This is a genomic window from [Clostridium] scindens (assembly GCF_019597925.1).
Taxonomy (GTDB): Bacteria; Bacillota; Clostridia; order Lachnospirales; family Lachnospiraceae; genus Clostridium_AP.
The window spans coordinates 2,362,190-2,381,699 of sequence record NZ_CP080442.1; the positions used below are offsets into that span (position 1 = coordinate 2,362,190).

General features: G+C 48.1%; 14 protein-coding genes and 2 tRNA genes. 1 reads left to right on the top strand and 15 read right to left on the bottom strand.

Features of this window, described 5'->3' with window-relative positions; all coding sequences use genetic code 11:
- Positions 1-2: 2 nt before the first annotated feature.
- The 11 genes from K0036_RS11395 to K0036_RS11445 all read right to left on the bottom strand — a co-directional run bounded on the left by K0036_RS11395 (position 3) and on the right by K0036_RS11445 (position 13,189).
- Positions 3-2,084 (bottom strand): sensor histidine kinase, encoded by a 2,082-nt coding sequence (locus K0036_RS11395; RefSeq protein WP_244095260.1) that lies wholly within the window; start codon positions 2,082-2,084, stop codon positions 3-5.
- The gene (locus K0036_RS11400; protein ID WP_220429766.1) at positions 2,056-2,763 is read right to left on the bottom strand and encodes a response regulator transcription factor; all 708 of its coding nucleotides are present in this window, start codon (positions 2,761-2,763) and stop codon (positions 2,056-2,058) included. The genes K0036_RS11395 and K0036_RS11400 overlap by 29 nt, the downstream gene beginning before the upstream one ends.
- 252 nt (positions 2,764-3,015) lie before the next feature.
- Complete coding sequence (locus K0036_RS11405) at positions 3,016-3,525, bottom strand: DedA family protein (RefSeq protein ID WP_025643196.1); 510 nt, start codon at positions 3,523-3,525, stop codon at positions 3,016-3,018.
- Between the two features lie 427 nt (positions 3,526-3,952).
- Positions 3,953-4,975: a GNAT family N-acetyltransferase gene (locus K0036_RS11410; RefSeq protein WP_220429767.1), complete on the bottom strand. Its 1,023-nt coding sequence runs from the start codon at positions 4,973-4,975 to the stop codon at positions 3,953-3,955.
- 91 nt (positions 4,976-5,066) lie between these two features.
- Entirely contained in the window at positions 5,067-5,612 is a 546-nt protein-coding gene (ispF, locus tag K0036_RS11415) for a 2-C-methyl-D-erythritol 2,4-cyclodiphosphate synthase (RefSeq protein WP_220429768.1), read from the bottom strand.
- A 3-nt stretch (positions 5,613-5,615) separates the two neighbouring features.
- Positions 5,616-6,047 (bottom strand): hypothetical protein, encoded by a 432-nt coding sequence (locus tag K0036_RS11420; RefSeq protein WP_220429769.1) that lies wholly within the window; start codon positions 6,045-6,047, stop codon positions 5,616-5,618.
- Between the two features lie 660 nt (positions 6,048-6,707).
- A tRNA-Met gene (locus tag K0036_RS11425) sits at positions 6,708-6,781 on the bottom strand.
- Between the two features lie 21 nt (positions 6,782-6,802).
- Positions 6,803-6,875 (bottom strand) — tRNA-Val (locus K0036_RS11430).
- 133 nt (positions 6,876-7,008) lie between these two features.
- A complete protein-coding gene (gene gdhA / locus K0036_RS11435) occupies positions 7,009-8,343 on the bottom strand; it encodes an NADP-specific glutamate dehydrogenase (protein WP_025643192.1) in 1,335 nt (444 codons plus the stop codon).
- A gap of 288 nt (positions 8,344-8,631) precedes the next feature.
- Entirely contained in the window at positions 8,632-12,390 is a 3,759-nt protein-coding gene (locus K0036_RS11440) for a phosphoribosylformylglycinamidine synthase (protein WP_220429770.1), read from the bottom strand.
- A 91-nt stretch (positions 12,391-12,481) separates the two neighbouring features.
- Positions 12,482-13,189 carry a TIGR01906 family membrane protein gene (locus tag K0036_RS11445; RefSeq protein ID WP_220429771.1) on the bottom strand — a complete coding sequence of 236 codons (708 nt, stop codon included), beginning with the start codon at positions 13,187-13,189 and terminating at the stop codon, positions 12,482-12,484.
- A 96-nt stretch (positions 13,190-13,285) separates the two neighbouring features.
- Between K0036_RS11445 and K0036_RS11450 the strand changes: the two genes are divergently transcribed.
- Positions 13,286-14,176, top strand: a complete 891-nt coding sequence (locus tag K0036_RS11450; RefSeq protein ID WP_025643190.1) for a LysR family transcriptional regulator — start codon at positions 13,286-13,288, stop codon at positions 14,174-14,176.
- Positions 14,177-14,199: 23 nt separating this feature from the next.
- Here the strand turns inward: K0036_RS11450 and K0036_RS11455 are convergent, their stop codons facing one another.
- From K0036_RS11455 to K0036_RS11470, 4 genes are all read right to left on the bottom strand, one after another.
- Positions 14,200-16,581 (bottom strand): ATP-dependent DNA helicase, encoded by a 2,382-nt coding sequence (locus tag K0036_RS11455; RefSeq protein ID WP_220429772.1) that lies wholly within the window; start codon positions 16,579-16,581, stop codon positions 14,200-14,202.
- 64 nt (positions 16,582-16,645) lie between these two features.
- Positions 16,646-17,413, bottom strand: a complete 768-nt coding sequence (locus K0036_RS11460) for a TIGR03915 family putative DNA repair protein (protein ID WP_220429773.1) — start codon at positions 17,411-17,413, stop codon at positions 16,646-16,648.
- Positions 17,391-18,719, bottom strand: coding sequence for a putative DNA modification/repair radical SAM protein (locus K0036_RS11465; RefSeq protein WP_025643187.1), 1,329 nt, complete (start codon positions 18,717-18,719; stop codon positions 17,391-17,393). Before K0036_RS11465 ends, K0036_RS11460 begins: the two co-directional genes overlap by 23 nt.
- A 92-nt stretch (positions 18,720-18,811) precedes the next feature.
- Entirely contained in the window at positions 18,812-19,354 is a 543-nt protein-coding gene (locus K0036_RS11470) for a TetR/AcrR family transcriptional regulator (protein ID WP_009248587.1), read from the bottom strand.
- Positions 19,355-19,510: the final 156 nt, after the last annotated feature.

A 19,510-nucleotide genomic window follows, 5' to 3' on the forward strand; every position in this document is an offset into this window, starting at 1 on the left:
TTTTATTTTAATCGGAACCGCAGTTCTACCTTGAACAGGTCTGCCTCTGTCGATATCTTAAGTTTTCCGCCCTGCAGTTCTGTAAAACTCTTGACGATTGCAAGGCCCAGGCCGCTGCCTTCCGTATTTCTCGCGGAATCGCCCCGCACGAATCGTTCCGTGATCTCTTCGGAATCAAAATTTAGTTCCGCAGCAGAGATGTTCTTCATCTTCACGACGGCTTCCTGCCCTTCCCGGACGATCTCGATATAGACTCTTGTATTCGGCATAGAATACTTGATGATATTTACCAGCAGATTCTCAAAGATCCGATAGGTCTTCTGGCTGTCCAGCGGAGCGATCAGCTTCTCCTCGGGATAGGAACATCGAAGTTCCAATCCTGCCCCCTGAATCTTATCTTCCAGTTCCAGCTTCACCTGCTTGAACAGATTGGATACGTCTATGTCCATGATATCCAGCGTGACATTCTTGCTGCTGGCCTTGCTGATCTCGAAAAGATCCTCGATCAGCACCTTCAGCCGGAGGGACTTTCTCTCCAGAACCTGGGTATAATCCTGTCGCTTTTCCTCATCCTTTTCCTCTTTCAGAAGATTGACATAGGTTATGATCGCCGTCAGCGGCGTCTTCAGGTCATGGGAGACGTTGGTGATCAGCTCCGTCTTCATGCGCTGGCTCTTCACCTCTTCGTCCACCGCTTTCTTGAATCCTGACTGGATCTTCTCTATCTCCGCCTTAAATGGGTTGAATACGCCCAGATCGTCGGTAATGCTGACATCCAGATTGCCTTCCGCAATCTCGTTGGTAGACTGTAGCAGCAGCGCATACTTTTCCTTCAAATCATTAAAGTATTTCCTCAGTATGAAGAACAGCAGCACCGAATAGATGATCAGCGCCATGATTCCAAAGAACCACATCGAGCAGATGAACACAAGAATCACAAAGTTGCAGGCAACAATCTTCAATATAGTCCTGTTATTCTTCTCGCTGAAATCAATGTTATCGAAGGAGTGATAAAGCCGATCCAGCCAACCCTTCACCTTGCCCGCTATCCAATACCATCCCCGCTTGATATATTTCCAGGATGGAACGAGGAAGGTACGCTCCCTTACATAACGTTTTCCTCCAAGGACGAACACCTGGCGGAGGCATCCCGCCGTCCAGTATACGATGCCGAATATCACGATCCAGCACAGTCCATCGATAAACATCACGCGGCCTTCATTTCTGATAAACATGTAGCCGCAGTTGTTGACAAGCGTTGTGGCCATCAAGCCAAATACGATCGCTACTGCCTCAAAAGGCGCCCTGAATACCAATTCATTTCCGGTATTAAAAGATTTAAGAAATGGGTACAGAAAGGCTGCTAGCGCTACAACTGCCATAAGGATCATAATCAGGCTGACTGCCTCTCCCGGCGTATAGAAGCCGCTGTAGTATTCATTATCCATATATTTATCAATATTTTCTTCGGTCATTGCGTAGATATAGGTTCTGTTCTTCGGCCGCTCCAGATCATGCTCGTTTTCAAGCCTGGAAAAAATATTGTCATACTCGGAATCGTCCATATTGCCAATCACCTTGCGCATCTCGATACTCTGGTCTTCCTTGTATTCCCCCTTTGCGATCTTGGCGTCAATGGTGCCATTCTTATCATAGGTGATCACAATTCCAAGCGCATAAGAGGAAAGCGTCTTATCCGTCAGGCTGGTTCCGGAATTTGCCGTGCTTTTTGTCACCAGCTTCCCGTCCTCATCTTCCACCCGGTAGTCAAGATACGGGTACAGTTCTTCAAAATCATTCAAAAATGTCGGCTCATTTTCCCCCAGCATTTCTTTGACTTCTTCTGCCGTATCTTCCCCGTCTTCCTCGCTGTTCTCCGTATTATAGAGAAGATACCCGGCTCCTATGAATTTCTCCATGAAACTGCTGGAACAGACGGCTGATTTATCTATGCTTTCCTGGACCTTCGCGGTCTGCCTGTAATATTTCGGATATTGCTGTATCACAGCCATTGCAGGCAAAAATATGGTTAATGCGATCAGTATGACTGCAAGTTTATGCTTGTTTTTCAATTTTGTATCCAACTCCCCACACCACCTTCAAATATTTTGGCTCTTTCGGATTGATTTCTATTTTCTCACGAATATTTCTTACATGAACCATAATGGTATCCGTATTTACCGCCCGCTCATTCCACACGCGCTCGTAGATCTCTTCCGCGGAGAACACTCTTCCTGGATTCTTCATCAGAAGCAGCAGTATCTTGTACTCCATAGGCGTCATCTTGACCGGCTCGCCATCCACCGTCACCTCTACCGTATCTTCGTTGATCTCAAGGCCCCCTATGGTATACACGTTTGAGGGTGTTTCCCTCTGGTTCAGCTTCTCGGCAAACTTGCGGTAGCGCCTCAGCTGGGAATTGACCCTGGCTAACAGTTCCATCGGGGTAAACGGCTTGGTCACATAATCGTCGGCTCCCATATTAAGTCCCATGATCTTATCCACTTCTTCTGATTTGGCGGACAGGAAAATTACCGGAAAGTCGTACTTTTCCCTCAGCTTGATCGTCATCTGGATGCCGTCCATCCTTGGCATCATCACATCCACGATAGCCAGATGGTTCTCTTCTCTCTCGATCATCTCCAGCCCTTCCACTCCATCAGCAGCCTGAAACACCTGGTAACCCTGGCTCTTCAGATATATCTCCACACCTTCGCGTATCTCCTTGTCATCTTCTACTATCAGCACATGATTCATTTCCATCTCTTTACATATTCCTTTCCCTGTCTTTTCGGTCGTCTATTTTAGCCCGCCTGCTGCCATTATACTACATTCGGACTCTTTCTGGTATCCTCTTATTCCAGGCGCCTTCTGACAGGAGGCAGCGCCATAGCCGTCGAAACGGCCCGTGTTCCAGGAAAACGGAAGCGGGATATGGCCTCTTTTATCGTTCTCGCTTTCTCCATATCCATATTTTTCTACCCTCCTTTCTAATGGCAAGTATCTTATTATTTCCTAAGCCAGAAGGCTCCAGACGGAATCTCCCAGGAAATATCCGGCCCCGATAAATATCAGATTCCACAGCGCCACTCCCATCAGGGAACTGATGGTATACTTGGTGAAATTCATAGAAATCATCCCGGCCGGAATGGAAATCAATGTTCTGGCCAGTGGAAGAAGCTTGCTGATAAACACGCCAATCGAACCCTTGCGCCGCAGCACTTCCATGTTCTTCTCCAACAGTTCCTTCTGCTTTGGAAATTTCTTTATATAGAACCGGAAGAATGCATCTCCGCCAAGCCGTCCAAGGAAATATAATATCCAGCTGCCCAGAAGCCCTGCCGCAACCGATAATGCCATCACCGTCAAGAATCCTATCTGGCCCCTTGATGCCCATACGCCTGCCATAGGCATAATGATGCCGGCCGGGAAGCCGGGGAGATTCATATATTCCAGCAGCACAATCACAAACACGAATATCGCGCCATACTGCGTAAAATACTGTGTAAGTTCCTGTATTCCCATCTGTAGTACCTTCCTTTTTCCTGATGGTATAAGCATACCCGGGAATTCTTAAGAGACCCGCCAAAAAAATCTAAAGATATTCTAAAGATGACACGTAACAGTTTTCACTTTTGCACGTAACACTTTTCAAAAGTGTTACGTGCAAACCTTACACAACTGGTGCGTAAAATTAACGTTACTCCTGTGCAAAATGAAAAAGCCCTGTCCCTAAATGGAACAACGCTTTTCTCTTATATATACAGTCAGCATGTCAAAACAAAAAGTAACAATTTTCCCGGCATGCTGCCTTCTATATTAATTTTTTATATTACACACCACTATTTGCAATTTTACACAGGAGTTTGATCAATACTGCGCACCAGTTAGGTAGGTTGGACACGTAACAGTTTTCACTTTTACACGTAACACTTTTCAAAAGTGTTACGTGTCACACCACCTCATTCAGATATATCTTCGACAGGGGAATTATTTTTCCTAATTCTTCCTTCATCCGCTCCGACATCTGAACGTCTTTTTCCTGACACGCTTCATCTACGGTCTCTGCTCCGAATATGAGGCTTGCAAGTGCTGCTATAGTAATGGTTCCTTCGCTATTTTCCGGCTTTCCTTCCATCAGCATAACGCCGGAGAACTCTGTGCCGGTCAAAAGCAGGTAGCGGTTATTTTCTTCTATGATAGGGTCTGTCACCTGAAAGCAGACGCCCATAAGGGATCTGAGGCTTAATGACATCAAGATCCTGCGGACATCTACAATCCTAATCATAATCTTAGGAGGCTCTTCTAATACTTCCTCCCCTTCTGCTACTTTTTCCCCTCCCGGAATGCATATCTTACAATCCACAATCCTGCCATCCTTGCGAAAGATTATGAGACTTCCGCCATCGCTTTTATATTCTTTTAAAAGCCTTTGATAATAGGCTTCATCGCGGATCGCGAAGATCTGGAAATGTTCCGCCAGATACTTATTGGCAAATTCCGCCAGTTCCTTGCAGTCGGCGTCCGTGGCTTCTTTTACGCAAAGGTCTTCCAAAGGCTCTTCCTGACGATAGTATCGTTTTTTCTGCTTATATACCGTCCGGAAGTCAAAGGGCAGATAAATGCTTTCTGATGCTGGCATCAAAAATGTGAAGGCTTCTCCTGCCTGATACATATCTTCAAGGGACTTTTTAAGAAGCGATGCCATATATCCTCTCTTCCGGTATTCCTTCTGGGTAGCAACAGCAACAATATAATTAGCCTCTTTCCTGCTCCCATTCACCCACAGCGAATAGGGATTCAGATGCAGCATCGAACGAATCCTTCCATCGTCTTCTATCACATAGATCTGGTTATCTTTTGTTTTCTCTGTATAATAATATTCTACAAACCGCTCACTATCCTCGTTGAATACTTCTTCATATAATGATTGGCTTGCCTGATGTTCCTGGGGTTCCAACTTGCGTAATCTCATTTTCTCACCTTCAAATATTTCAAGTCAATTTATTGAAATGTCCTGACCCAGTTATTTAAACCGAATTCGTCTGATCAGCCGGCCCGTACTCCTATCTGGCATGAGGACAGCCGCCGCATCCGGCGCATCTTCCCTCTTCTGGTCCAACCGCATAACTATAGTTGGCAATCGTATCCAGGCTGGCGATGGCCTGGGCGGATATTCCCTCCCCGCTGCCGGTAAATCCCAGCCCTTCTTCGGTGGTTGCCTTGATATTTACCTGGTCAATATCAATATGCAGCACGTTTGCCACATTTTCCCTCATCGTTTCAATATGAGGAGCCATTTTGGGGCGCTGGGCAATGATAGTTGCATCTATATTTCCAATGACGTAAAGCTTATCTTCAACCAGTTTTCCCACGTGCTCCAATAGTTTCAGGCTGGATGCCCCTTTGTATTCAGGATCTGTATCGGGAAAATGCCGCCCTATATCTCCAAGCGCCGCTGCCCCGAGAAGCGCATCCATAATGGCATGCACGAGGACATCCGCATCCGAGTGCCCTAATAATCCTTTATCATAAGGGATTTCCACGCCTCCAAGAATCAGTTTTCTGCCCTCTGTCAACTTATGAACATCGTATCCCATTCCAACACGCATAGCCTAATCCTCTTTTCCTGAATTCTCCTGCTCGATAGTCTGCTCTTCCCCGCAAGAATTTATTCCATCTGATTCATCGGATATCTCGCTTACTTTTGGGAAAATATTTTCCTTTTCCTCCACAGAGATGAGATCATCTGACGGCTTTTCGGCGGATTCGTCTGCATCACTTTTAGACGGCTCTGCATCTTCTTCAGACGCCTCATCCTCTTCTATCGCGTCCTTAAATGGATCTCTGTATTCATGCTTGATATACTTCTTCAGGTTAAACAGACAGCAGGCCGCGCCAATAATTAAAAACAGCACCCCTACGACTGTATACAGAATATAATTCTCCGGTTTTTCTTTCATGGCATCCGTGACAAGCCCTCCACCAAGATAGGCAAGATAGCCGCCCGCAATTACCATCAGCATAATTCGCCCTTTCGTTTGCATATCTATGTTCCTCCTTTTGCTTCTTTTTCCTATGTGCTTTGTTTTACATGCGACTGACGTTTTTCTTCCACATGTTTTGTATTATATATGATTTGACATTTTTTGTATAGTGATGATTGCATAAAAAGGGCTTGCCTTATAAATACAAAAAAAGAAAAAGCCTATGCTTACCATTGGAATTTAATTAATGAAAACCATATTGGCATTAGCCTCTCTTTGTTTGGATTTCTTTATTATATTTTTTGTATGATTAATACAGTTCTTCTTCATTATTAAAAAATGATAGAATCTACTCTTTTTCCAAATCATCTTCGCATATTGCCAGAAAATATCTTCTGTAAATTCGCTTCCTTCACAATATTTTGCAATATTTTTCCAACTAGCGGGATTTTTCCAACCAGGCGGCTGAACGAGTACTTAATAAAAATAGGATGGAACGATTTACATTCCATCCTATAAATTTTCACTATATGGGTTTACTATTCTTCGATAGAGAATGCCTGGATTTCATGGTCTGCAATTGCTTGACTGTTATTCGTTTTGTTTACGACTTATTAGTAAAAAAATCAATCTTCAATTAGGGTAGAAACACTAGAACGCATTCTAGTTGTAAAATTCCAGACATAAAGAAAAGCCCATGTTTACAGGCTTTTCTTTCAGTAGCGGGAACTGGATTTGAACCAGCGACACCACGGGTATGAACCGTGTGCTCTAGCCAACTGAGCTATCCCGCCATATGCTATTTTAGGTATATATGGGACCAATAGGGCTCGAACCTATGACCCTCTGCTTGTAAGGCAGATGCTCTCCCAGCTGAGCTATGATCCCATATCCTTGCGGGTCCTTATCTCGAACCCGCTTTGCTATTATACTATTGAAATCCATTAATTGTCAACACTTTTTTTAATTTTTTTACAAAATCCGAAAATAAATTCTATGTAGTGCAAAGGATACGCCTGTATTAAACGATTCCCTGCGCGTTCATAGCCTCTACAACCTTCTCAAATCCTGCAATATTAGCGCCCATGACATAATTTCCTTCTGCGTCATAGCGTTTTGCGGCATCTGCCATATTGTGGCAAATATTTATCATGATGCCCTGAAGCTTAGAGTCTACTTCTTCAAAAGACCAGCTTAATCGCTCGCTGTTCTGAGACATTTCAAGAGCGGATGTGGCAACGCCGCCGGCATTCGCCGCCTTTCCTGGAGCGAACAGTATGCCATTCTGCTGCAGATATTGCGTTGCTTCCAGCGTTGTAGGCATATTTGCGCCTTCCGCTACTGCAATGCATCCATTCTCCACCAGCATCTTTGCGTCTTCCAGATGAAGTTCGTTCTGGGTTGCGCAAGGAAGGGCAATGTCAACCTTTACAGACCATACGCCGCGTCCTTCATGATATTCTGAATTCGGGCGGTAGTTCTTGTATTCCGTCAATCTTGCACGCTTCACTTCTTTGATTTCTTTCAATGCTTCTACGTCAATTCCTTCTGGATCGTATACCCATCCGTTGGAATCACTGACCGTCACTACCTTTGCGCCAAGCTGGAAAGCCTTCTGGGTAGCATAGATCGCCACATTTCCAGAACCGGATACGGCAATCGTCTTTCCTGCGATATCATGCCCATTGATCTTCAGCATCTCTTTTGTCAGGTACAGAAGGCCGTATCCTGTTGCTTCAGTCCTCGCCAGAGAGCCGCCGTAGCTTAAGCCCTTTCCGGTAAGCACGCCTTCATATACGCCTCGGATTCTCTTATACTGGCCAAACATATAGCCGATCTCTCTGGCGCCTGTTCCGATATCTCCAGCCGGAACATCCGTGTCAGCGCCAATATATTTACAAAGTTCTGTCATAAAACTCTGGCAGAATGCCATTACTTCCCTGTCTGATTTACCCTTCGGATCAAAGTCGGAACCACCTTTTCCTCCTCCGATAGGAAGGCCTGTCAATGAATTCTTGAAAATCTGCTCGAATCCAAGGAACTTGATAATTCCAAGGTTGACAGATGGGTGAAGGCGAAGGCCTCCTTTATAAGGTCCGATCGCGCTGTTGAACTGAACGCGGTAGCCTGTGTTCACCTGGACTTGCCCTTTGTCATCTACCCATGGCACACGGAATTTGAACTGTCTCTCCGGCTCGACCAGCCTCTCCAGCAGGGCATCCTTTTTGTATTTTTCTTCATTTGCTTCTACCACTACTCTCAATGATTCCAATACTTCTTTTACCGCCTGGTGGAATTCCGGCTCTGCTGGGTTCTTCGCCACTACTTTTTCCAGGACTTCATCAACATATGACATACTTTTCTACCTCCTAAAACTTAATTACAAAAGCGGGCAGACAAAGTCTACCCGCCTGTACGATGCTTTTGTCCTTTACTATTGTAAAGGAATTCTATATAGAACACAAGAATTTTTTTAAGAATTTTTTCCATTTCTGCAATTTTGAATTTGATTTCCTGCAAATAGATGATTTTTTTGTGCAGTTTTTCCCATTCTTATCCAGAATATCTGCAACAACTCATCGTCTATGTTTCATTTTGCATACTTTCTTAGTATTCCAGACATCGTGGTATTCTAAGCATCCGATTATTTGAAGTAGTTCACGCCGGATTCAAAGATCTTCAGATCCTGCTCTCCATAAATGTTCATGGCTACGGAGCGGGCGCGTCTCTCTGAATGGGCCATCTTGCCAAATACCCGGCCGTCCGGGCTTGTGATTCCTTCGATCGCACAGTAGGAGCCATTTACATTCCATTCCTCATCCATGCTGATATTTCCGTTTGGATCACAATACTGGGTTGCAACCTGTCCATTTGCAAAAAGCCTGTCGATCCACTTCTTGCTGGCCACGAATCTTCCTTCTCCGTGGGATGCAGGATTGGTATATACGCCGCCTAGTTCCGCCTGTGCAAGCCATGGGGACTTGTTGGTCACTACCTTGGTATAGACCATCTTGGAAATATGGCGGCCTATGGTATTATAAGTCAAGGTCGGTGACTCCTCTGTCTGGCCGGTGATCGCGCCATTCGGAACCAGTCCAAGCTTAACCAGCGCCTGGAAGCCGTTGCATACGCCCAAAACCAGTCCATCTCTTTCATTGAGAAGCTTCTCTACCGCCTCTTTCATCTTTGCATTCTGGAATGCGGTTGCAAAGAACTTGGCAGAGCCATCCGGCTCGTCGCCTGCGCTGAATCCGCCTGGGAACATGATCATCTGCGCCTGGCCGATCGCTTCCTCGAATACGCTGACAGAATCCAGGATATCCGTTGCGCTCATATTCTTGAATACCTTGGTGATTACGTTCGCTCCTGCCCGTTCAAATGCCCTTGCGCTGTCATACTCGCAGTTGGTTCCCGGGAATACCGGTATGAATACGGTTGGCTGGGCGATCTTATGGCTGCAGATATGGATGTCAGAAGTCTCATACAGTCCCGTCTCAATCTTCTCTTCCTGTCCTTCTGCCCCGGAATTGGTGGGGAATACCGGCTCAAGCGTTTCCTTCCATGCGCGCTCTGCCTCGGCAAGGCTGATCTTTTCATTTCCGTAAGAGAATGTGGCATCTTCCGTTACTTCTCCGATTACCGTATACGTAATGCCAAGTTCCCCTACCTTGTCTGCCGGCACTTCCGCGATGATATCGCCAAAAGCAGGGGCAAAGAGATCTCTTGCATCTATATTGTGCTCGATCTTTACGCCCATTCTGTTTCCAAAGGCCATCTTGCTCACAGCCGCGATGATGCCGTGCCTGTCGAGGGCATAGGCTGCCACAATCCTGCCGCTGTGAATATCTTCCGTGAACTTCGCGTATTGCTCCATCACTTTTTCATATTTCGGAATATCGTACTCGTCCGTCTCGATGCTAAGCCAAACCAGCTTATTTCCTGCCTGCTTCAGTTCCGGCGTAATGATATCCTTTTCCGCAGCCACATCCACTGCAAATGATACCAGGGTCGGAGGAACGTCGATATCCTCGAATGTTCCAGACATGCTGTCCTTGCCGCCGATTGACGGAAGCCCGAATCCAAGCTGGGCATTGTAGGCGCCGAGAAGCGCTGCAAAAGGCTGGCTCCATCTGTGCGGATCCTCTGTCATCCTGCGGAAGTATTCCTGGAATGTAAAACGAATCTTCGTGTAGTCTCCGCCCGCTGCCACGATCTTCGCCACGGATTCCGTCACTGCATAGATGGCCCCGTGGTATGGGCTCCAGGTAGAAAGGTAAGGATCGAATCCATAACTCATCATCGTCACCGTATCGCAGTCTCCCGTCAGTACTGGCAGTTTCGCAACCATAGCCTGCGTCTCCGTCATCTGGTACTTTCCTCCATGAGGCATAAATACAGAGGACGCCCCGATAGAGCCGTCGAACATCTCCACAAGGCCTTTCTGAGAGCATACGTTCAGGTCTTTCAATGTATCAAGCCATTTTTCCTTCACATTCTTTACTTCTTCTCTTCCAAGGATGCTGTCCGCACGGCTTGGAATATCTACGGCAACGCTGGTCTCCTGGTGCGCCCCGTTGGTATCCAGGAAAGCGCGGGAAAGATTGACGATCTCTTTGCCTCTCCAAGACAGCACAAGCCTTGGCTCCTCCGTTACGACCGCTACTTTGGTAGCCTCCAGGTTCTCTTCCTTTGCGTATGCCATGAATTCGTCCACATCTTTCGGATCAACCACTACCGCCATACGCTCCTGGGACTCGGAGATGGCAATTTCCGTTCCGTCCAGGCCCGCGTATTTCTTCGGAACCTTGTCAAGGTCTACTCTCAGGCCGTCAGCCAGTTCCCCGATCGCCACGGACACGCCGCCCGCGCCGAAGTCGTTGCACTTCTTGATCAGCCGGCTTACTTCTTCCCTTCGGAACAGACGCTGGATCTTACGCTCTGTAGGCGGGTTGCCCTTCTGCACTTCCGCGCCGCAAGTCTCAATGGACTCTTCCGTATGTACCTTGGAAGATCCGGTCGCGCCGCCGCAGCCATCACGCCCTGTACGGCCGCCCAGAAGGATGATGATATCGCCAGGATCAGACGTCTCCCGGATGACCGCGCGCCTCGGCGCTGCTCCCAGGACTGCTCCAATCTCCATCCTCTTAGCCACATAATTCGGATGGTAGATTTCCTTTACCGCTCCTGTGGCAAGACCGATCTGATTTCCATAAGAACTGTATCCGTGTGCTGCCTCTCTTACCAGCTTCTTCTGGGGCAGCTTGCCCTTCATCGTATCATTGACGGACACGGTAGGATCTGCCGCGCCTGTCACGCGCATTGCCTGATATACATAGGTACGCCCGGACAGCGGGTCACGGATCGCTCCGCCCAGGCAGGTTGCGGCACCGCCGAAAGGCTCGATCTCCGTTGGATGATTGTGGGTCTCATTCTTAAAGTTCACCAGCCACTCTTCTTCCACGCCGTCTACCTTGATCGGCACGACAATACTGCAGGCATTGATCTCGTCAGACTCTTCCTGGTCGTTTAGCTTGCCTTCCTTCTTCAGCTTGCGCATCGCCATCAGGGCCAGATCCATCAGGCACACGAACTTGTCCTCCCTGCCTTTGAATATCTCGCTGTGATCGCTTAAATACTGCTTATAGGTATCTTCTATGGGCTCCCTGTAATCGCCCTCGCCAAAAGAAACATCCTTAAGTTCTGTTGAAAACGTCGTGTGGCGGCAATGATCAGACCAATAGGTGTCCAGCACGCGGATCTCTGTCATAGAAGGGTCCCGGTCCTCTTCCTTGCGGAAATAATTCTGAATATGAAGAAAATCCTTAAAGGTCATGGCAAGCCCCAGCGAGCCATACAGTTCCATTAACTGATCCTTTTCCATATCTTTGAAGCCCTCAAAGATGATGACATCCTCCGGCTCGTCAAACTTCGTCACCAGCGTCTCCGGCTTCTCGGCACCGGTTTCCCTGGAATCCACAGGATTGATGCAGTGCTCCTTGATCGCCTCGAACTGCGCATCCGTAATATCCCCTTCAATCACATAGGTGGTAGCCGTCTTAATAACAGGCTGTTCGTCTTCTTTGATAAACTGCACGCACTGTACCGCAGAATCCGCGCGCTGGTCAAACTGCCCCGGAAGGAACTCTACGGAAAATATCCTGCTTCCCGGCGCACTCTGGAACTCCTCTTCATACAAAGTGTCAACCGGCGGTTCTGCAAATATGCCGTTGCATGCTTTCTTAAAAGTATCTTCGGAGATATTTTCCACATCATAGCGGATCAATACCCGGACATTCTGAATATCCTTAATCCCCAGATAACTCTTCACCTCATGCTTCAGTTCCTCCGCCTGCACCGCAAATCCCGGCTTCTTCTCGACGTACACTCGTTTTACATTGCTCATAAATCTTCCTCCATCCATGAATTTTGCGCTTTTTATAGTTCTATTGTATCATATGTTGTGTTATTAATTAAATTAATATAACTTAACCTTCTTATAATCTTTGCTTATTAATACCCTTCATTGCCACCCTCCAAATGCGGAAGATTCCCCACAGAATCATCAGCATGACAAGGAAGGCAATTCCTATCCGTAGTACCATGTCTGAAAAGAAGCCTTCCGGAAGCATCCGTATCATATAGTCTGTAGCCGAATCAAACATCCAAAGGTCATTGGTAAAGAATATTTCATGGAAAATGGTAAAGCACTTTGTGAAATCTATGGCAAACGCGATTCCCAAGAAGGCAGCAATCGCAAGAAATATTACAAGAGCAGCCGAATATGCCCTGGGTATCAGAAATTTCCAGTCCGCGTTCGTCAGAATCAGGATCGCCAGAAGAACCAGCGCCAGCATAAGGCAGGCAGTCCTTACCTTAAGCCCTCCAAGGAACAGATTCTTTACGTCTGCCATATGAAGCCTGTCCTGCTCATTGAAGAAGTCCTTCTTCTCGCCTTCCACCGTGGTTATCACGGACAGTTCCTCCTCCTCGCCGATCAGATATGCCATCATATGCTCCGTCACCTGCATGACATCCTCCATCTTCATTCCAAGCGCATCGCAAACCGTATATTTCTCATACTCCTTCTGATAAAACTTATACTCCGGATCTCCATAAATCACCAGCTGGAAGCTGGTGATCAATACCGATATAATGATAAGCAGCATGGCCGCCGCTGCCATCAATTGCTGTGTTTTTTTCATGTCTTGACTCCTCCACCCCCATTCTATCATAATAGGAGTTGTAATTCACTCCCTTTTGACTTATAATACTTAGTAATTTTATAAGGAGGACTTATGATGGATGTTAATTATGAATTATATAAAGTGTTCTATTTTGTAGCCACAACCCTCAGTTTTTCAGAAGCTTCCAAACTGCTGTTCATCTCCCAGTCAGCGGTCAGCCAGTCCATTAAGGCTTTGGAGAAGAAACTGGACCAGACTTTGTTCATCCGCAGCACCAAAAGGGTACGCCTGACCCCTGAAGGGGAGATCCTGCTGCGTCATGTGGAGCCGGCGATGAACCTGATCAAGCGGGGAGAGGCGCAGCTGATGGAAACCAATTCCAAAGGAGGGCAGATAAGAATCGGGGCGAGCGACACCATCTGCCGGTACTTCCTGGTTCCTTATCTGGAAAAATTCCACAAGGAATTTCCTGGCGCCCATATCAAGGTCACCAATGCCACTTCCATCCGCTGCGTAGAACTGCTGGAAAGCGGCCAGGTGGATCTGATCGTAGTCAACTACCCCAATCCTTACCTGGGAAATATTACCGGTGTCAGAAAGATCCGGAAGTTCAGGGATGTCTTCCTCGCCAACGAGTCTTTCGCCGAACTAAGGGGCAAGAAACTGGATCTGGAGCAACTGCTTAAGTATCCGATCCTCATGCTGGATAAACGGAGCACCACCAGCGAATTCCTGCATTCCCTGTTCCAGCAGCGCCAGCTGGATCTGGTGCCGGAGATCGAGTTAAGCAGCAATGACCTGCTGATCGATCTTGCCAGCATCGGCCTGGGGATCGCCTTCATTCCGGATTACTGCCTGCCAAGAAAAAGCGACAGCCTCTTTATCGTTGAGACCAGCGAGGAACTGCCCTCCCGTGAATTGGTCATTGCCTACAATGAACAGATTCCGGCCTCCAAGGCCACCCTGGAATTCTTAAACTTCTTTCCCGGGGCAAAGGCCTCTTAGCGAACCGGCTGTTTTTGGAGGGCTCAGGCCTTGTCCATCCCATCCCAGAACGTTTCGATCATCCCGGTCACGTTCCCGGAATCGCACCATCCATACTGGCTCCATTCCCGGGGGAAGGTATCCTGATACCTTCCATCCCGGAACCGCTCATCCAGAAGCAGGATGATCCCGCTGTCCTGATCGGTCCGTATGACCCTTCCTGCGGACTGCAGGACCTTGTTCATGCCCGGATAGAGATAGGCATAGTCAAATCCTCTTAACCCGTGGGAATCAAAATATGTTTTTAGCAGTTCCCGCTCCCTGCATACCTGGGGCAGTCCTGTCCCAACGATAATGGCTCCGATCAGCTTGTCCATAGCCAGATCAATGCCTTCTGAAAAGATGCCGCCCATTACGCAGAAGCCCATCAGGCTATGATCTTTGTCTTCCTCAAAATTCTCCAGGAATATCTCCCTTGCCTCCTCCGACATGTATCTGGACTGCATCACATACTCGATCTCCCGGCCCCCATAGCAGGGCACGCTCTCCAGCAAAGATACAAAAACTTCATAGACCTCTTCCATAAAATAGTAGGAAGGAAAAAAGGCAATATAGTTTCCTTTCCTGCTCCTTGCCACCTGAATCAGATATTTGGCATACCGCCGGTACATTGCCTCTCCACGGCTTGTATACTTGGTACTGACATCCGTGCCGATCAGCAGAAGGCGCTTTCTTGCGTCAAATGGAGACTCTGCATAGATGGCGTAATCTTCCTTTGAATTACTCAAAAGTTTCTTATAATAGTGGATAGGGAGCAGCGTTGCGGAGAAGAATATGGTGCTGTTTCCCTTATCCAGGAACTGGGCGAGACAGTTGGCCGGATTCACGCAGAACAGACGCAGTTTGAACCTCCCCTCTTCCTCCAGTTCCGAATAGATCAGATAATTCTCATCCAGTCCCTCATGAATGCTCACGAACATGCGCACCGCAAAATAGAGTTCCAGCACTTCTTTGCGGATCTCCTCGTTGCGGCACTCTTCGAGGTAACGCTCCATCTCCGTCATCAACGCAAGCAGTTTCAGGTAGATATGGGCTACGCTGTCCAGTATCTGGTAATCCTCGCACTCCCGCTTCAGCGCCAGAAGCTGCTTGTTGCACTCATCCAGCCGGCTGGCCAGCCGACTGTCTTCAGTTTTTACCAGACGCTTGATCTTAAGAAAATCCTCTTTATAGATGCTGGCGCTGTACATCTCCCGTCCCCGTTCCACCAGATTATGCGCCTCGTCGATCAGAAACAGATACTCGCCTTTATTTCCCTCGCCGAAGAACCGCTTCAAATGCGCATTGGGATCAAAAACATAATTATAGTCGCAGATAACCGCATCCACCCACAGCGACACGTCCAGCCCCATCTCGAACGGGCACACGTTCCATTTTCTCGCCTGTTCTTCCAGTGCCTCCCGGCTCATCTCATCGGTGGAGGCCAGCAGTTCATACACTGCGTCATTTACCCTGTCAAAATGCCCCTTGGCGTAAGGGCACTCATCCGGATTGCAGTTTGTCTCCTCGCAGAAGCAGATCTTCTCCTTGGCGGTGAGCACGATCACTTTCATGCGCAGATCCTGGGCTTTCAGGGAGTCGAATGCCTGCCATGCCACCGTTCTGGTAATCGTCTTGGCCGTCAGGTAGAATATCTTCTCTCCCAGCCCTTCCCCCATGGCTTTTACAGCCGGAAACACCGTAGAGATCGTCTTTCCCACTCCTGTAGGAGCCTGTATGAACAGTTTCTTCTTACGGAGGATGGTGCGGTAGACGCTGGTAACCAGCTCCTTCTGTCCCTCCCGGTAAGAAAAGGGAAATTCCACCTGCCGTATGGATGCATTGCGCTTCTTTCTCCACTCAATCTGATAACGGGCCCATCTCTCATAAGAAGCTGTCAGTTCCTGAAACCAGGCTTCCAGATCCTCGAAGGCATATGTGCTTTCAAATCGCCTGATCTCCTCCGTCTCCATATTGCAGTAGGTCATCTGCACGCCAATTTCCTCCAGGCCATTCTGCCTGGCATAGATATAGGCGTAGCACTTTGCCTGGGCCAGATGCACCAGGATGGGCTCTTTCAATGTATCCAGTTCCTGAAAGATTCCCTTGATCTCGTCCACCACGGGGCCCTGCGGCGTATCCATGATGCCGTCTGCACGCCCCTCGATCAGCAGCAGGAATCCATCGCAGGCAACCTCCTGCTTCAGGGAGACCTCTGCATGATAATCGGCACCCATCTGCCGCTGGATCTTCCGGTGGATCTTGCCTCCAAGCAGCATGGCGTCCTTGTCCGTTCCTGCTATTCTATTGTCAATATCGCCGCCGCGCAGTATAAATTCCACCAGGCTGCGCACGGAGATTCGAATCACTGGCTGTTCCAAATCCATAGTCCTTTTCGTCCTTCATCTACATTTCTTCCTATTGTACCATAGATTTTCCTTCTGTCGCAGCCTAATTCGTAAATTCCACCATATTGGGGCGAAACCGCAAGGGCAGATGCTGCAGTTGGCACCTTCTGTTGGCGCGGGATTCTATGGCAATGGTCTTGCAGAAGTCCTTCCACAATCTGGAATACTGGGCTTCCTTTTCCGACACTTCAAGATTCCCCTTCCTATCCAGCATATCGTCCCATATCAGAACCCATTTCTTCTTTGCCTCATGCACCACGAACATATCATGGCTCTTGTCATGGATCATCCAGTTCTCCAATGGCAGGCGGTCCGCAAAATGAGGGGCCAGGCAGGTAAGCACCTGAGACTTGGGCGTAATCTGCGCATACAGGATGCCGCTTTTTAATTCCTGGAATCTGAGGAATCCTTTTAGCGCATGGGCCTCTCCTCCAACGGTACGGCTCAGTTCAAATACTTTCTCCACCTTGGGATGGCTTAAATGCTCCATGATCCTGGTGCTGTCAGGAAGCGTCCTTGCCGCCAGCATGGTGCCAAGGATCGCGTCCCCCTTGTCTTTATCCGCCGCCAGCACGGCATGATAGATATCCCAGTATGCCTGTCTTCCCAGATGCTTCTTGATCAGATTCTCCACGGCGATCGCCTTATGCTCCGTCTCTTCCACTTCCACATAGTCGCAGAACAGCTCCTGCTCCAGCATCCCGCGAAGGGCAATGGCGCAATCTGCTTCCCCCCGGCCCGTCTTCCAGGCATCATAGATGCCGGAGAATATCCCCGTCACCGTATCGCTACACACATAGACCGTCTTCATAGAACTTCCCTCCGAACCTTACATCGTCGAACAGGGACAGCTGCCGGTAGTTCATGCCGTCAATCCCTTCCGGCAGCCTCTCCCTCGCATTCAGCAGATTTCTCGTAATATAGTCTTCCTCAATCTTGGTCGGATACATCATCTTTCCGCCGCAAGTGATAAAATACAGCGCCCGCTTCAGCACTACGCCCATCTTCTTTATATCCTGGAAGTCAAGGCTTCCCAATCTCCTGGCCTTGACAATCCGGGCGGCCGACTTATAGCCGATCCCCGGCACCCGCAGAAGCATCTTATAGTCTGCCCGGTTGATCTCCACCGGAAAATACTCCAGATGCTTCAGCGCCCAGTTGCACTTGGGATCAAACAGCACGTTGAAGTTCGGCGATTCCTCCGACAGCAGCTCGTCTGCCTGAAAATGGTAGTACCGCAGCAGCCAGTCCGCCTGATATAGCCGATGCTCCCGAAGAAGCGGCGGCCCCTCGTCCGTGCGCGCGGGTAGCGTGGCATCCTCATTTACATGGACAAAAGCCGAAAAAAACACTCTTTTTAACTCGAACTTCTGATAGAGCGCCTCTGTCACCTGCATAATCTGATAGTCTGTCTCAGGGGTCGCCCCGATGATCATCTGGGTGCTCTGCCCTGCCGGAACGAACCTGGGCGCATTGCGGTATACCTGGATCTCCTGCCGATTCTGGGCCGCCTTGCTCTGCACCAGGCGCATGGGAGCAAGGATATTCTTCCTGCTCTTATGGGGCGCCAGAAGCCTCAGGCTCTCTGCCGTAGGAAGTTCCAGATTGACGCTCATCCGGTCCGCCAGAAACCCGATCCTGTGCACCAGTTCCTGGCTGGCGCCCGGAATGGCCTTTACATGGATATAGCCCTGGAAATTCCATTCTCTGCGCAGCTTATACAGCGTGGCATAGATCAGTTCCATCGTATAGTCCGGGCTATTCAGAATACCGGAACTCAGGAACAGACCCTCGATATAATTGCGCCTGTAAAACTCCATAGTAAGCGTGCACACTTCATCCGGCGTAAAAGATGCACGCCGGACATCATTGGTCCTCCTGTTGATGCAGTATTTGCAGTCATAGATGCATTCATTGGTATAAAGAATCTTAAGAAGAGAGATACACCTTCCATCCGCCGAAAAACTGTGGCAGATTCCGGTCTGCTCGCAGCTGCCCATGCCGGTTCCATCATTGGCCCTGGCAGTTCCGCTGGAAGTGCAGGCCACATCATACTTGGCAGCGTCCGTCAGAATATTCAGTTTCTCGTACATCGTCATGGATTCCTGGATTCTCATAGTCATCCGCCTTTCAAAAACGCAATAAGAACATATGTTTGTTTTTTACTATTATACAAACACATGTTCTTATTGTCAATAGGATTCCTATGCTAATATTCCGCCTCATATAGCGGCTTTACCACTTCTGTCAGGTCGCTGATCACGGAGATCAGCGTCTGCATATCCTTATCCCGGTTCCTTTGGAACGCATGATACCCGCCCTGTATGCAGTAGCTTAGAATAATATTCCTGACCCTGTCCTTACGGTACTCCGGATGCTTCCGGAATATCATTTCCTTGATGCTGGTCTCAATCCTGTCCGCGAGATGATTCCTCTGGCTTCCGGAAAAAAGTATGGTGATCAGCGAATTCTGAGACAGATAGGCCAGAAATAATTCCCTGGTGAATTCTGCCGGATTTTCCATAATATATTCTGGATGCGAGATACTATTGGTAATGGATGAGACGACTTCCTCTTCCATCCGCTCCGACAAGTCATAGATATCCTTATAATGGGAATAAAACGTAGACTTATTGATGTATGCATGCTCGCACAATTCCTTAATGGTGATCTTCTCCAGGGGCTTCCTGGAGCGAAGCTCGATAAAGGCATTGCGTATCCCTTTCTCCGTTTTCTCAATCCGAAGATCCATGGCATTTCCCCCTTGTAATCCGACGGTTTCATGAATCCGTCGGTTATACGCCTCTTCCTCTATATTGTTGGTGGATAGGCGCTTTTTCATCTTGTATAATCATTATAGATCAGATAATCAACTACTGTCTATTATTTTCAAAAAATAAATTGGAGG

Bases quoted from the DNA above. Each gene is read 5' to 3' on its own strand.
- gdhA (WP_025643192.1), bottom strand. From the start codon at position 8,343: ATGTCATATGTTGATGAAGTCCTGGAAAAAGTAGTGGCGAAGAACCCA.
- ispF (WP_220429768.1), bottom strand. From the start codon at position 5,612: ATGCGTGTTGGAATGGGATACGATGTTCATAAGTTGACAGAGGGCAGA.
- K0036_RS11465 (WP_025643187.1), bottom strand. From the start codon at position 18,719: ATGAGAATCCAGGAATCCATGACGATGTACGAGAAACTGAATATTCTG.
- K0036_RS11400 (WP_220429766.1), bottom strand. From the start codon at position 2,763: ATGGAAATGAATCATGTGCTGATAGTAGAAGATGACAAGGAGATACGC.
- K0036_RS11445 (WP_220429771.1), bottom strand. From the start codon at position 13,189: ATGAAAAAAACACAGCAATTGATGGCAGCGGCGGCCATGCTGCTTATC.
- K0036_RS11450 (WP_025643190.1), top strand. From the start codon at position 13,286: ATGGATGTTAATTATGAATTATATAAAGTGTTCTATTTTGTAGCCACA.
- K0036_RS11460 (WP_220429773.1), bottom strand. From the start codon at position 17,413: ATGAAGACGGTCTATGTGTGTAGCGATACGGTGACGGGGATATTCTCC.
- K0036_RS11405 (WP_025643196.1), bottom strand. From the start codon at position 3,525: ATGGGAATACAGGAACTTACACAGTATTTTACGCAGTATGGCGCGATA.
- K0036_RS11470 (WP_009248587.1), bottom strand. From the start codon at position 19,354: ATGGATCTTCGGATTGAGAAAACGGAGAAAGGGATACGCAATGCCTTT.
- K0036_RS11455 (WP_220429772.1), bottom strand. From the start codon at position 16,581: ATGGATTTGGAACAGCCAGTGATTCGAATCTCCGTGCGCAGCCTGGTG.
- K0036_RS11410 (WP_220429767.1), bottom strand. From the start codon at position 4,975: ATGAGATTACGCAAGTTGGAACCCCAGGAACATCAGGCAAGCCAATCA.
- K0036_RS11420 (WP_220429769.1), bottom strand. From the start codon at position 6,047: ATGCAAACGAAAGGGCGAATTATGCTGATGGTAATTGCGGGCGGCTAT.
- K0036_RS11440 (WP_220429770.1), bottom strand. From the start codon at position 12,390: ATGAGCAATGTAAAACGAGTGTACGTCGAGAAGAAGCCGGGATTTGCG.